The organism is Demequina aurantiaca, assembly GCF_050598105.1.
Lineage (GTDB): Bacteria > Actinomycetota > Actinomycetes > Actinomycetales > Demequinaceae > Demequina > Demequina aurantiaca_A.
Genome location: NZ_CP192436.1, coordinates 1,731,958 through 1,744,402, shown reverse-complemented (window position 1 = coordinate 1,744,402; position 12,445 = coordinate 1,731,958). Strand labels below are relative to the sequence as shown.

General features: G+C 66.4%; 18 protein-coding genes. 12 read left to right on the top strand and 6 right to left on the bottom strand.

Going from position 1 to position 12,445, the window contains the following annotated elements:
* Nucleotides 1-26: 26 nt before the first annotated feature.
* The 6 genes from hisD (at nucleotide 27) to ACQU6B_RS07865 (ending at nucleotide 4,559) form a co-directional block, all read left to right on the top strand.
* Nucleotides 27-1,340, top strand: a complete 1,314-nt coding sequence (gene hisD, locus ACQU6B_RS07890; RefSeq protein WP_430867000.1) for a histidinol dehydrogenase — start codon at nucleotides 27-29, stop codon at nucleotides 1,338-1,340.
* 83 nt (nucleotides 1,341-1,423) lie between these two features.
* A complete protein-coding gene (locus ACQU6B_RS07885) occupies nucleotides 1,424-1,855 on the top strand; it encodes a hypothetical protein (protein WP_430866999.1) in 432 nt (143 codons plus the stop codon).
* Nucleotides 1,852-2,292, top strand: a complete 441-nt coding sequence (locus ACQU6B_RS07880; protein ID WP_430866998.1) for a hypothetical protein — start codon at nucleotides 1,852-1,854, stop codon at nucleotides 2,290-2,292. The genes ACQU6B_RS07885 and ACQU6B_RS07880 overlap by 4 nt, the downstream gene beginning before the upstream one ends.
* Nucleotides 2,293-2,350: 58 nt before the next feature.
* Nucleotides 2,351-3,445: a histidinol-phosphate transaminase gene (locus ACQU6B_RS07875; protein WP_430866997.1), complete on the top strand. Its 1,095-nt coding sequence runs from the start codon at nucleotides 2,351-2,353 to the stop codon at nucleotides 3,443-3,445.
* Nucleotides 3,442-4,071 (top strand): imidazoleglycerol-phosphate dehydratase HisB, encoded by a 630-nt coding sequence (hisB, locus tag ACQU6B_RS07870; RefSeq protein WP_430866996.1) that lies wholly within the window; start codon nucleotides 3,442-3,444, stop codon nucleotides 4,069-4,071. Before ACQU6B_RS07875 ends, hisB begins: the two co-directional genes overlap by 4 nt.
* The gene (locus tag ACQU6B_RS07865; RefSeq protein WP_430866995.1) at nucleotides 4,068-4,559 is read left to right on the top strand and encodes a hypothetical protein; all 492 of its coding nucleotides are present in this window, start codon (nucleotides 4,068-4,070) and stop codon (nucleotides 4,557-4,559) included. The genes hisB and ACQU6B_RS07865 overlap by 4 nt, the downstream gene beginning before the upstream one ends.
* A 24-nt stretch (nucleotides 4,560-4,583) precedes the next feature.
* Here ACQU6B_RS07865 and ACQU6B_RS07860 read toward each other — a convergent pair whose 3' ends face one another.
* The gene (locus ACQU6B_RS07860; RefSeq protein ID WP_430866994.1) at nucleotides 4,584-5,312 is read right to left on the bottom strand and encodes a hypothetical protein; all 729 of its coding nucleotides are present in this window, start codon (nucleotides 5,310-5,312) and stop codon (nucleotides 4,584-4,586) included.
* Nucleotides 5,313-5,415: 103 nt separating this feature from the next.
* Here ACQU6B_RS07860 and hisH point away from each other — a divergent pair, with 103 nt between their 5' ends.
* From hisH to ACQU6B_RS07845, 3 genes are all read left to right on the top strand, one after another.
* Nucleotides 5,416-6,087 carry an imidazole glycerol phosphate synthase subunit HisH gene (gene hisH, locus ACQU6B_RS07855; protein WP_430866993.1) on the top strand — a complete coding sequence of 224 codons (672 nt, stop codon included), beginning with the start codon at nucleotides 5,416-5,418 and terminating at the stop codon, nucleotides 6,085-6,087.
* 83 nt (nucleotides 6,088-6,170) lie between these two features.
* The gene (priA, locus tag ACQU6B_RS07850) at nucleotides 6,171-6,908 is read left to right on the top strand and encodes a bifunctional 1-(5-phosphoribosyl)-5-((5-phosphoribosylamino)methylideneamino)imidazole-4-carboxamide isomerase/phosphoribosylanthranilate isomerase PriA (protein ID WP_430866992.1); all 738 of its coding nucleotides are present in this window, start codon (nucleotides 6,171-6,173) and stop codon (nucleotides 6,906-6,908) included.
* A gap of 11 nt (nucleotides 6,909-6,919) precedes the next feature.
* On the top strand, nucleotides 6,920-7,645 hold the full coding sequence (locus tag ACQU6B_RS07845) for an SseB family protein (RefSeq protein ID WP_430866991.1): 726 nt from the start codon (nucleotides 6,920-6,922) through the stop codon (nucleotides 7,643-7,645).
* A gap of 10 nt (nucleotides 7,646-7,655) precedes the next feature.
* Here ACQU6B_RS07845 and ACQU6B_RS07840 read toward each other — a convergent pair whose 3' ends face one another.
* From ACQU6B_RS07840 to ACQU6B_RS07820, 5 genes are all read right to left on the bottom strand, one after another.
* On the bottom strand, nucleotides 7,656-8,402 hold the full coding sequence (locus ACQU6B_RS07840) for a S1 family peptidase (RefSeq protein ID WP_430866990.1): 747 nt from the start codon (nucleotides 8,400-8,402) through the stop codon (nucleotides 7,656-7,658).
* A 9-nt stretch (nucleotides 8,403-8,411) separates the two neighbouring features.
* Nucleotides 8,412-8,879 carry a hypothetical protein gene (locus ACQU6B_RS07835; RefSeq protein WP_430866989.1) on the bottom strand — a complete coding sequence of 156 codons (468 nt, stop codon included), beginning with the start codon at nucleotides 8,877-8,879 and terminating at the stop codon, nucleotides 8,412-8,414.
* Nucleotides 8,880-9,108: 229 nt separating this feature from the next.
* Entirely contained in the window at nucleotides 9,109-9,837 is a 729-nt protein-coding gene (locus ACQU6B_RS07830) for a S1 family peptidase (protein WP_430866988.1), read from the bottom strand.
* Between the two features lie 5 nt (nucleotides 9,838-9,842).
* Nucleotides 9,843-10,484, bottom strand: coding sequence for a hypothetical protein (locus ACQU6B_RS07825; RefSeq protein WP_430866987.1), 642 nt, complete (start codon nucleotides 10,482-10,484; stop codon nucleotides 9,843-9,845).
* The gene (locus ACQU6B_RS07820; protein WP_430866986.1) at nucleotides 10,485-10,871 is read right to left on the bottom strand and encodes a DUF1844 domain-containing protein; all 387 of its coding nucleotides are present in this window, start codon (nucleotides 10,869-10,871) and stop codon (nucleotides 10,485-10,487) included. It lies immediately after the preceding gene.
* Nucleotides 10,872-11,134: 263 nt separating this feature from the next.
* Between ACQU6B_RS07820 and infC the strand changes: the two genes are divergently transcribed.
* Genes infC through rplT form a run of 3 tightly spaced genes read left to right on the top strand, consistent with a single transcriptional unit; the run spans nucleotide 11,135 to nucleotide 12,438 of the window.
* Nucleotides 11,135-11,779 carry a translation initiation factor IF-3 gene (infC, locus tag ACQU6B_RS07815; RefSeq protein ID WP_430866985.1) on the top strand — a complete coding sequence of 215 codons (645 nt, stop codon included), beginning with the start codon at nucleotides 11,135-11,137 and terminating at the stop codon, nucleotides 11,777-11,779.
* Between the two features lie 52 nt (nucleotides 11,780-11,831).
* The gene (rpmI, locus tag ACQU6B_RS07810) at nucleotides 11,832-12,026 is read left to right on the top strand and encodes a 50S ribosomal protein L35 (protein ID WP_430866984.1); all 195 of its coding nucleotides are present in this window, start codon (nucleotides 11,832-11,834) and stop codon (nucleotides 12,024-12,026) included.
* A gap of 31 nt (nucleotides 12,027-12,057) precedes the next feature.
* The gene (rplT, locus tag ACQU6B_RS07805) at nucleotides 12,058-12,438 is read left to right on the top strand and encodes a 50S ribosomal protein L20 (protein ID WP_430866983.1); all 381 of its coding nucleotides are present in this window, start codon (nucleotides 12,058-12,060) and stop codon (nucleotides 12,436-12,438) included.
* Nucleotides 12,439-12,445 lie beyond the last annotated feature (7 nt).

Here is a 12,445-nt window from a genome sequence, read left to right as displayed (position 1 = left end):
GCCATGAGTCCAAGTAGACTCATCGGGTGCTCTCACTCATCGACCTTCGCGGTAAGAATCTGACCACGCGCGAGCTGCTTAAGGTAGTGCCGCGCGCCGACATCAACGTTGGCGACGCCCTCGCGACGGTGGAGCCGATCATCCACGACGTGCGCGAGCGCGGGGAGGTCGCCCTGCGCGAGCTCGGTGCCAAGTTCGACGGCGTCAGCCCCGAGCACCTGCGAGTCCCCGCGGACGCGATCACCGACGCGCTCACCACCCTCGACCCCGCGGTGCTCGCCGGGCTCGAGGAGGCTATCTCACGGGTTCGCACGTATCACGAGGCCACCGTGCCGCCGGAGGTGTCCGTCGACCTCGCTCCCGGCGCGAACGTCACTCAGCGCTGGATTCCCGTGGGCCGCGTGGGCCTGTACGTCCCCGGCGGCCTGGCCGTCTACCCGAGCTCGGTCGTCATGAACGTGGTCGCGGCGCAGTCGGCCGGCGTCGAGTCCATCGCCGTCACCAGCCCGCCGCAGAGCGAGTTCGGCGGACTGCCGCACCCCACCATCCTCGCCGCGTGCGCGCTGCTTGGCGTCACGGAGGTCTACGCAGTGGGCGGGGCGCAGGCCATCGCCATGCTGGCCTACGGCGTCGACGACCTGTGCGAGCCGGTCGACGTCATCACCGGCCCCGGCAACGTCTACGTCGCCGCGGCTAAGCGCGCCGTACGCGGAGTCGTGGGCATCGACTCGGAGGCCGGCCCCACCGAGATCGCGGTCATCGCGGACTCGACGGCCAACGCAGACTTCATTGCGGCCGACCTGCTCAGCCAGGCCGAGCACGACCCCATGGCGGGCTCCGTGCTGATCACGGACGATGCCACCCTCGCCGAGGCGGTTGAGGTCGCGCTCGCGACCCGAGCCGATGCCACCAAGCACCTCGCCCGCACCAAGGAGGCCCTCAGCGGCCGACAGAGCGCAGTCATCCTCACGAGCGGCATCGATCAGTCCGTGGCCGTGGCCGACGCGTACGGCGCGGAGCACCTGGAGATTCACACGGCCGATGCCTCGGCCGTCGCGGCGCGCATCCGCAACGCTGGCGCCATCTTCGTGGGCCCCCACAGCCCCGTGCCGCTGGGTGACTACCTCGCGGGCTCTAACCACGTGTTGCCCACGGGAGGCACCGCGCGCTTCGCGAGCGGGCTGAACACGACTAGTTTCCTGCGTGCCGTCTCCGTGATCACGTACAGCGCCGACGCACTGGCCGAGGTGGGGGACAAGGTGGTCGCGCTCGCGAACGCCGAGGACCTGCCGGCTCATGGCGAGGCGATCACCGCGCGCACGGGTCAGGCTAGTCGTTAGGCGCACGACCAACTGAGTCGATCAACGTCACAATATGGCATCTGCCAGCCGGTCGTTCGTCGTTCGCAGCTAGATTTGAACCCATGAACCAATTGCGTCTCGCAGCGACGGCCGCGGTGGTGGCGATCGTCGCAGCGCTTTCGGGTTGCTCCGACGGAGGGGGCGTTGTGGGGGTGCTCCAAGGCAGTGGCGCGGCGGCCGCATGCGCCGCACCCGAGGTGTCGGTCACCCCTAGCACCGTAGTGGCCGGCGAGGCCACGACGCTCACGGCGACCAACCTCGAGGCGACCTGCAATGACCAGGGCGAGGGCCCTGCTGCTCCCGCCACGGGCGTGACGGTGAGCATGGAAGCCGTGGACGGGTCGTGGGGTCCCACCGACGTGGCGTCGCTGGATGCGGCAGCGGACTTCACCGCATCGGCAACATTCTTGCTTCCGAGTGACACGTTGCCGGGCTGGGTCAACGTGATGCTGGACGGCAACCAGTACGTGACCTTTGAAGTGATCGCACCATGATTATTCGGTTGCGTTTGGGGCTGACGTCCGCTACCGGCGCGATCGTGTTGGCAGCCTCGCTCGCCGGCTGCTCCATTAGCGACGGAGCTTCGGCGGAAGAGGCGCCCGGGATCGCCGCGTCATGCGCTCCAATGACAGTCGAGGCGAGCCCGTCGCCGGCAACCGCGGGGGAGAGCGTCACCCTGCAGTTCGAGAATATCCACGCCATGTGCAATGACACCGGATCGACCACGTACCCGCCGGAGCCCGCGTCTGCCTCCATAGGGCTGCTCGCCATCAACGGCGATTGGCGCGCCGACGACCTGGCGGTGGCCGACAAGGATGAAGACTGGAGCGGCACTGCGGAGTTCATGGTCCCCGCAGACGCGCCAGCCGGCAAAATGAAAGTGATGGCGTTCGGCCGCGAGATTGGGCAGATTGACGTTGTCGCGCCGTAGCCGCACGCGTGCCCCGCGGTGATCGACCCACCGCGCGACCGCCAGTAGACTGCCACCCATGACTTTGCCCCTGCGTCCCGAACTCGTCGGCCTCGAGCCGTACGGCGCCCCGCAGCTCAACGTGAAGGCTCGCCTGAACGTCAACGAGAACCCGTACTCGCCGCCGCCGTCCGTCGTGGATGCCATCGCATCGGCGGTGCGCAAGATCGCGGGCGGGCTCAACCGTTACCCGGATCGGGACTTCACCGCGCTGCGCGCCGACCTCGCGAAGTACCTCGCGGCTGAGAGCCACGTCGACTTCCTCGAGACCCGCAACATCTGGGCGGCCAACGGCTCCAATGAGGTCATGCTCCACCTCCACCAGGCCTTCGGCGGTCCCGGTCGCACGGTGCTGAGCTTCGCACCCACGTATTCGATGTACCCCGAGTACGCGCGCGACTCGCTCACCGAATACGTGACGCTGCCGCGCAAGGACGACTTCAGCCTCGACATCCCGGCCGCGGTGGCCGCGATCGAGGAGAAGAAGCCCACCCTGGTGATAGTCGCGAGCCCCAATAACCCGACGGGCACGGCGCTCCCGCTCGACGACGTCCGCGCACTGGCCGATGCCGCGCAGGCAGTCCCTGGCGGGTGCGTGCTGGTGATCGACGAGGCCTACGCGGAGTTCCGCCGGCGCGGGGTCCCGAGCGCGGCGAGCGTCCTCCCCGAATACCCAAACCTGGCCATTAGCCGCACGATGTCCAAGGCGTTCGCCCTGGCGGGGGGCCGCCTGGGTTACCTCGCCTCCCATGAGCCAGTGGTCGACGCGCTGCGTGTGGTCCGCCTGCCGTACCACCTGAGCGCCGTGACGCAGGCGACCGCACGCGCGGCGCTCGCTCACAGCCAGGTGCTGCAGGCGCAGGTGGGCGAGATTCGCGCCGAGCGCGACGAGACGGTCACCTGGCTTAGGGAGCAGGGCTACACGGTCGCGGACACGGACGCGAACTTCGCGCTGTTCGGCCCGTTCGACGACCGGGTCAAAGTTTTCGAGGGGCTGCTGGAGCGCGGAGTACTCATCCGCGTCGTGGGCCCCGAAGGTTGGTTGCGCGTGTCCATCGGCACGCCCGCGGAAATGGCGCTGTTCCGCGCCGCACTACTGGAGGTCACGGCATGAGTGAGACGGCATCGGCAATCGCAAAGGGAACCCGCACGGGCCGCATCGAGCGCGCCACGAGTGAGTCGAGCGTGCTCGTGGAGTTGGACCTCGACGGGTCCGGCGTCACCGAGATCAGCACCGGGGTGCCGTTCTACGACCACATGCTGACGGCCCTTGGCAAGCACTCGCTCATGGACCTCAAGGTTCAGGCGACGGGCGACGTGCACATCGACAGCCACCACACCGTCGAGGACGTGGCCATCTGCATCGGCGAGTCCCTCAAGCAGGCGCTTGGTGACAAGGCTGGTATTTCGCGCTTTGGCGACGCCCTCGTGCCGCTCGACGAGGCTCTCGCGCAGTGCGTCGTTGACGTGTCCGGCCGCCCGTACTTTGTTCACATCGGCGAGCCGGTCGGCCAGGCCACGCACCTCATCGGCGGCAACTTCGCGGGTTCGCTCACGGCCCACGCGCTCGAATCCATCGCCCACCACGCGGGCATCTGCGTGCACATGCGCGTGCTCGCCGGCCGCGACCCGCACCACATCGTGGAGGCGCAGTTCAAGGCGCTCGCGCGTGCGTTGCGCTTCGCCGTGGCGGCCGATGCGCGGGTCACCGGGATCCCGTCCACCAAGGGCGCGCTGTGACAGAGTCCACCCCGGCGGGATCTCCCGCAGAGGACCCAGCTAAGGCGGCCACCGTCGCCCTCCTGACGCCCATCCAGAACGGCCAGGTGCTCGCAGCGATCTGCTCGCTGAACGGAATCGGCGGCAAGGTCATCGAGACCGGCGCGGGCGCGTTCGCGGTGCTGGACGACACGTCTGAGGGCGCCGTCGACAAGGCGGGCAAGGCAATCTCGACCTTCGTGAAGGACCGCCCGATGCTGGCCATGGAACGGCGCGACGGCCAGATCACCATCCACCGCTGGACCGCTGGCGTGATGGGGGAGTCGTTGTCTCCCGGCTTCGCGCTGGACGATGCGCCCGGGGCGATCACCACGCTCATGATGGGCACCGAGACCATCGACGAACTCGCGAAAACCCACCCGGACAAGGTCTACGACGCGAACATGGGACGCCTCAAGGCGGTCAAGGTGCTGCGCAAGGTCGCCAAGGAAGCCAAGCGCAACAAATAGCCCGCGCCGCCATTGCGCGAAGCGCTAGCTGGGATTGATGCCGCGCAGCCGAACTGCATCTTCGGCGGCACGTACCTTGGCCATGCTTTCCTTCTCTGCGGCGTCGTAGCGGGCCTGCGCGTTGGTCGCCTCGATCGTGGCGTTCGACGTGGCGTCGGCGACCTCCTGCTCGGCAGCTGCAACTGCGTCGTCACGCTGCTTTCTGAGGGTGTCTACCTGCGTCGCGACGCTCGTGATCTTGGCGGCGAGGCTGCGCACCTCGGTCTCCTTGTCATAGCCGAACGTGATGACCTCCGACAGTCCGTCGCCGCCGAGGGTCAGCGTCGTCAGGCGCGTTTCGTCAGGATCCTCGGCTGAGGCCGCGGTCCCGGTCAACTCCGCGACGGCGGTGGTCTGGGTGGTGAGGGCGCGCTCGCCCGTAGGAGTGGTCAATGAGAGTCCGGTGAGCGACACCGTGCCTTCGTTGCCCTTCAGCGACTGAACCGTGTCGGAACCGATGCTCGTGGCTTCCTTGAGTTGGTCGTCTGCACGCTGGCTGCGGTTGCGCGATTCCTTCTCGGTGGCCTTGAGCTCACCCTTCAGCTCGCCGACGCGCGCCGTATACGCATCCTTCGCGTACTTGAGTTCGCGCTCCTCGGCAGAGAGTGCTGCGAAAGCGCGCGCCTTGCGGCGACGAATGGCGACCACCAAAACGATGAGCAGAACGACGACGACGGCTAGTCCGATCAGTATCAGAACCTGATTCGAGTCCATGATGTGCTCCTATCCGAGTAGTTGATGCCTACCTCCGACAGTAGTCGGCACGCGCCAACGACGCGGGCAAAGTCGCTCATGCAGTCCCGGTAAACTTGGCGCCATGAGCTCCCCACTTGTCTGCGTCCTCGACTACGGCTTTGGCAACGTGCGATCCGCGGTGCGCGCTCTGGAGCACGTGGGTGCGCGCGTGGTGCTGACCGACGACCGCGTGATTGCGGAGAACGCTGACGGACTGGTGGTGCCGGGCGTTGGCGCCTTCGAGTCCGTGATGACCGGGCTCAAGCAGGTGCGCGGCGAGCAGATCATCGGCCGCAGGCTCTCCGGAGGCCGACCGGTGCTGGGCATCTGCGTGGGCATGCAGGTCATGTTCGAGCGCGGGGTTGAGCACGGCAAGGCAACCGACGGGCTAAACGAATGGCCCGGCGTGATCGAGCGACTCCAGGCGCCCGTCGTGCCCAACATGGGCTGGGCGCCAGTCGAGGCCGCCGCTGACAGTGTCCTGTTCGACGGCGTGCGCGACGAGCGCTTCTACTTTGTTCACTCCTACGGCGCGCGTTCGTTCCCCCTGGGCACCACCGAGGACACGGGCAGGTTCGCCCCCCCGAACGTCACGTGGTCGACCGCAGGCGCGCCCACGCCCGATGCGCCGGGCGCTGGGGACAGGTTCGTCGCCGCGGTAGAAAACGGACCTCTGTCCGCCACTCAATTTCACCCCGAGAAGTCGGGTGACGCGGGACTGCACCTGCTGCGCAACTGGATCGCTACGCTGTAAACCAGTCGCGGCCATCAACCGAATAGCCTCAACCGAGCAGCCTGAATCTCCGGCTAGCTACCACCGATACGAAAGAGAACAACGTGACCGACTCGACCCGACTCGAACTCCTTCCCGCCGTGGACGTCGCGGACGGACAGGCCGTCCGCCTCACCCAGGGAGAGGCGGGCTCGGAGACCAATTACGGCGACCCGCTTAATGCGGCGCTGGACTGGGTCAAGGGCGGAGCCGAGTGGATTCACCTGGTGGACCTCGACGCAGCGTTCGGACGCGGCTCTAACGCGGCACTCCTGGAGTCGGTAGTGAAGTCGGTGGACGCGAAGGTGGAGATGAGCGGCGGCATCCGGGACGACGAGTCCCTGGAGCGCGCCCTCGCCACCGGCTGCACGCGCGTCAACCTCGGCACCGCCGCGCTGGAGAACCCTGAGTGGACCGCATCGGCTATCGCCAAGTACGGGGACCGTATCGCCGTGGGCCTCGACGTGCGCGGCTCGACGCTCGCTGCACGCGGCTGGACCAAGGACGGCGGCGACCTCTGGGAGGTCCTGGCTCGCCTCGACGCCGAGGGTTGCTCGCGCTACGTCGTGACGGACGTCAAGAAGGACGGCATGCTGTCGGGCCCGAACATCGAACTGCTGATGCAGGTCTGCGAAGCGACCGACGCCCCCGTCGTGGCATCCGGAGGCATCAGCTCGCTCGACGACATCGCCGCGCTGCGCACCATTTCGGCCCTGGGAATCGAGGGCGCGATCGTGGGCAAGGCCCTCTACAACGGAAACTTCACGCTTCCGCAGGCGCTGGATGTCGCCGGTCGCCCGTAGCATTGGCAAGTATGAGCGAAGGCGAACCATTCAAGGAGATTCCGGAGTCGATCTTTGCGGACGACGACGGCAGCGCCGACGCTAGCCTCGCCCAGGCGCTCATTAAGTACTCACGCGGAAAGGCGCCGCTGACCGACGTCGTCGAGGCGATCGCCTATGCGCGCGTGCTGGTGCCCGTCCTCGCGTCTGGGGACCAGCGACACGTCGGCAAGCACGGGCTAGAGCAGGACTCGGTGGCTTCCACTGGGGTCGTGGCCGTCCAGATGCCCGACGGTCGCGCAGCACTGCCGGTCTTTACCGATGTCGATGCGATGAAGGCATGGAATCCCGATGCCCGCCCCATTCCCGCAGAGGGTCCGCGCGCCGCGCTCGCCGCGATGGCGGAGGAGTGGAGCACGCTGGTGGTCAACCCGGGAATGGAGACGGTACTCATTCCCCGACCGGCGGTCTGGGCGCTCGGCCAGGGCGAGGCGTGGAAGCCTGCCGTCGTCGACGGCGTGGTCGAGGAGGACATCGTCGAGGCAGTACGCAACGCCGTCCGCACGGGAGAGCAGTTGCGCGGGCTGGACGTCGTGGCGGGCCGAGGGGCCGAGGTCGCGATAGTGCTCAACCTCGCTGCGGGTCTGACGCAACCCGAGGTCGACGACCTGATTCAGCGCGTCCAACGCGAACTCGCACAGAGCGACGTGGTGGCGACGCGGATCGACAGCCTCGAGCTGCGACTGGCTCAGGCCTAGCCCGGCCGCGTCAGTTACAGGTGGTGTCGTTGGGCAGGTGCAGGCTCGTGTCCGCGAGGAACGTGTTCAGCGACGCCAGCGTGACCGCGAAACTATCGCCGGCCTCATCGGTCGCGTAGAGCACGCCCACCACATCACCGTCCGCGTCGTACACGGCGGATCCGGAATTACCGTGTTCGGCCTGAACCTTGATCCGGTCCACGTCGTCGCTTCCCTCGACCAACGAGTCGGGAACTTGCCCCAGGAACGGACCCGTACGGGTGTTGAGCGGGCCACCAAGCGGGTACCCGACTATGTCGAGCAGGTCCCCCGCCTCGGGCTCGTCGGCGCCGATGGTCGCGGCAAATTCGAGCGGCTTGTCGACAGTGACGAGCGCCAGGTCCGCGAAGTCGGCGATCACGGAGGCGGTGCCCTCGTACTGTTCGCCGTCGTAGGTAGTGAGCGTGATGGTCTGCGCGCCCTCGACCACGTGGCGATTAGTCACGACGGTGTACTCGTCCAGCATGAAACCCGTTCCCACGCTGAAGGCGTCGCAGGTACGAGCCCGGATGCGCATGGCGACGTGCTCCTCTTCGGAGAAGCCGTCCGCCACCTCTGTCGCGCTGGGCGGGGCGGGCGACGATTCGGCCTGAGCGTTGTGCGCCGGAATCGCGGACGGAAGGGCGGGCAGCGGCGGCGGAGACTGCGGCAGGACGGAGCACCCGGCCAGGGCGAGCGTCACGGCTGCTGTCGCTGCCGTCAGGAGGGGAGTCCGCACAGTTCAGCCCTATCCGCGATCAGTGAGGAAGTCGTCATACGTGGTCGCGACCCCGTCACAGAACTGCTCGACGTCGCGACCCTCGGCCGCGAGGCTCGAGGCCGTGTACCGCGAGGCGTTCTGCAGATGGGAAATATGGTTTGCCTGAGCTTCAGAGCACTCCCGGAACGACTCCGCTAGCTCCGACAAGAAGGCGGCCTCATCCTTGGCATTCGCGGACGCGTCCGCCAGGTCGGTGACGGTTCCGGTGGCCCCGTCGAGGTTGACCTGCGCGTCGGCGAGGTCGGACTCCAGCGCGAGGACCTGTGCGTCGGTCTCCGTCACCTGCGCTCCGAGGTCCGCGACGTCGGTGCGCAGCTGATCGTTCTGTTCCTGCCACTGCGCGTTCACTACCCACAGGTAGGCCGCCAATGCAGCGAGAGCGACTGCCAGCACCAGCAGGATCGCCACCCAGACTCGCGCGCGTGAGCGCTTCACCGGGCTGCTTGGCGGCGACTGCAACTCTGGATCAGTCGCAGCCGGCAATTGGGCTGCCGGTTGGGATTGAGGCCGCGGCGCAGCGACCGGCGCGAACACGGGTAGGCCGCTGCGTGGCACGACCACGGGAAAGCCCTGCGCACTGCTGGTCACGGGGCTAGGCGCACGCGGGGCGGGGGGCTGCGGGGCCGCGAATCGCGGGTCGTCAGGAGAGCTCATGGGGTTATGCCTAGCACTGTGCCGGCTCGGGCACCAGCAGCGACGTCTCTTCGAGCAGGGAGGCCAGGGTGGACACCGGGACTATGAAGCTCTGACTGGCGTCGTTCTTGGCGTAAACCACACCCACGACCTCTCCATCTTCGTTAAGGGCGGGCGAGCCGGACGAGCCGGGCTCGACAACCGCGGTGGTTGCGAGGACGGTACCCACGGCGCTGCCGAGAGGGTCCGCTATCGGGCCGATCACGACGCCGGAGACGGTTTTGAGCCGTCCGCCCTCGGGGTAGCCGACTACGGTGATCACATCAGATTCGACGGGATCCTCGCTCGCGACGGCGGCAAACGTGCCTCCGAGCGACTCCTCGGTGGTGACAATCGCAATGTCCGCGACGGTGGTCGATGCCACCGTGGTGGCAGTGATCGACCGTCCGTCGTAGGTCTGCAGTTGCAGTTTCTTCGAGTCCTCGATCACGTGGCGATTGGTGATCAGGGTGTGCTCGTCAAGCGCGAAGCCGGTGCCCGTCGAGAGGAAGCCGCACCCGACGTTGCGAACCCGCACGGTCATCCGCTGGGCCGAGGTGAAACCATCAGGGGACAGGGCACCCGGGCCCTCTCCGGGGGAGACAGTGGGCGCCGGGACAAAGCTAGTGGGAAGCGCGCCGGGAGCCTCGGGGAGCATCGAGCACCCGCCCAGCGCGAGCGCGCAGGCGGCTGCCGTCGCCGCGACGGCGCGTCGTTTCATGCCGTTCATTGCGCCAGCGCCTCTTGCAGTTCGACGTTGGCGCGCTGGGCCTTGTCGCACAGTTCCGTCACGCTGGCCTGGTACAGGGCGATTGCCTCGGGGTCGAACTCCTCGATACCCGTGATCGTGTTGATGAGTTCGAGCTGGCCCTCTGTGCACCGCTGGAGACCGTTCGCGACGGACGCGGCGCTAGCGAGTAGGTCCGCCGTCGCGTCCACCTGCTGCTGCGCGAACTCGGTGTCGTCGCGCCACTGAGCCTTCTCGTCCGAGAGCTTAAGGACGGTGTCCTTATTATTGGACAGCTGCTCCTCGAGCAGGTCGATCTCGTCGTTCAGAGTCACGTTCTGGGCCGTGGTCTCAGCGACCTGGTTGCCCAGCTCGTAGCTGGTGGCGGTAATGTCCTCGACCTGCGCCGACCACTCGTTGGAGCGTTCGCTCATCTCGTAGGTCATGGCGGCCGAGGTAGCGAGCAGGCCGAATGAGATCAGCAGGGCAACTACCCAGGGCCAGCGACGACGGGGCTTGACGGGGCGTAGCCGCGCGCGCTGCGGGTCGTCGCCCGTGGGGGAGTCATCGGTAGCGACCGAGAGAGCGCGAGAGTCGTCGGCTAGGCGGTCGTCGTCCTTCTCTGAGGTGTCATCCGCCAATTACGCCACAGCTCCCGTGTATTTCTCGCCCGGACCTTCACCCGGTATGTCCGGAATAACCGAAGCCTCCCGGAACGCCAACTGTACGCTCCGCAGTCCGTCCCGAAGCGATCTCGCGTGAGTGTCGCCTAGGTCCGGTGCCGCCGCGGTGACGAGACCTGCCAGGGCGTTGATAATGGCTCGCGCCTCATCAAGGTCCTGATACTCCTCGCCGTCCTCCGCCAGCCCGCACCTCAGTGCGGCTGCACTCAATAGGTGAACGCTTACGGTGGAGATAAGTTCCACCGCGTTTACCTCCGAGAGGTCGCGTGCCGCATCATTGAGGGGGTCCGCAAAGAAGCGGTCGGGAGATTCTTTTGTGTCGGGTGCCTCATTTATGTCGCTCATAGTGATATTGTCTCTTATTGACCGGTCGTGGGATCTCCCACGGCGCGCAAGTGGAGTCCACCTCCCACCTTCGAACCACAAGCTGGATCGGGGTATGTCACCGGCCCTGAGCCGCGCCTCGCAGCGCGACCTAGGGAACGGTACTTGGTGGCCTTTGCTCGCATTCGAGCAGAGGCTTTTTCTCTGCCCGGCGGTAGGAACTGACTACACAAGGAGCCACCATCAACGAGCCCCGCATCAACGAGCGCATCCGAGTCCCGGAGGTGCGCCTTGTCGGCCCCGCCGGCGAACAGGTTGGTATCGTCCGCATTGAGGACGCGCTCCGTCTTGCGCAGGAAGCTGACCTCGACCTGGTTGAGGTTGCACCCAACTCGCGTCCGCCGGTCGCCAAGCTCATGGATTATGGCAAGTTCAAGTACGAAGCTGCTGTGAAGGCCCGCGAAGCACGTCGCAACCAGGCCAACACTGAGATCAAGGAGATGCGTTTCCGTCTCAAGATCGATGAGCACGACTACGAGACCAAGAAGGGCCACGTCATCCGCTTCCTTAAGGGCGGCGACAAGGTCAAGGTCACGATCATGTTCCGTGGTCGCGAGCAGTCGCGTCCCGAGATGGGCCGCCGCTTGTTGCAGCGTCTCGCCGAGGATGTCGCGGATCTGTCGATCATCGAGAACGCTCCCACGCAGGAGGGTCGCAACATGTCCCTCGTGCTAGGTCCGCTAAAGAAGAAGGCGGAAGCGCGCGACGACGCTCGCAAGGAACGCGAAGCAAAGAAGGCAGCCGAGGACGCTGAGCGCGCTGCGCGTCAAGCGGAGAAGGCGAAAGCCGATACCGCTGCAGCAGAGACGGTTACGGCCGACGATGCTGCAACGGAGGCCCCGGCCGCCGAAGAGACTTCGGGCGAGTAGCCCGTTACTACGTGTCGAGTCGCAAGACTCGGCCTGACAAGAAAGGGCAGTCATGCCGAAGAACAAGACCCACTCGGGTGCCAAGAAGCGCTTTAAGTTGACCGGCACCGGCAAGGTGAAGCACGCTCACGCGATGAACGTGCACAAGTTCCAGGAGAAGACGGGCTCGCGCAAGCGTCGCGTCGCCGTGGACGGCATTCTGTCCGCCCCCGACTCGAAGAAGATCAAAAAGCTCTTGGGCAAGTAACCGCCCCCCTCTCGAACCAAGGAGTAAGAAAATGGCACGCGTCAAGCGGGCGGTCAACGCCCATAAGAAGCGCCGCAGTACCCTCGAGCGGGCAGCGGGTTACCGCGGTCAGCGCTCACGTCTTTACCGCAAGGCAAAAGAGCAAGTTACGCACTCTATGGTCTACGCCTATGGCGACCGTAAGAAGCGTAAGGGTGACTTCCGTCGCCTCTGGATCCAGCGCATCAACGCTGCGGCCCGCGCAAACGACATGACCTACAACCGTCTCATCCAGGGCCTGAACCTGGCGGAGGTTGCAGTCGACCGTCGCATGCTGGCCGAGCTGGCTGTCAACGAGCCGGCGGCGTTTGCTGCTCTGGTCTCGGTGGCTAAGAAGGCCCTTCCGGCCGACGTTAACGCTCCGACCGCGTAAGCGATAC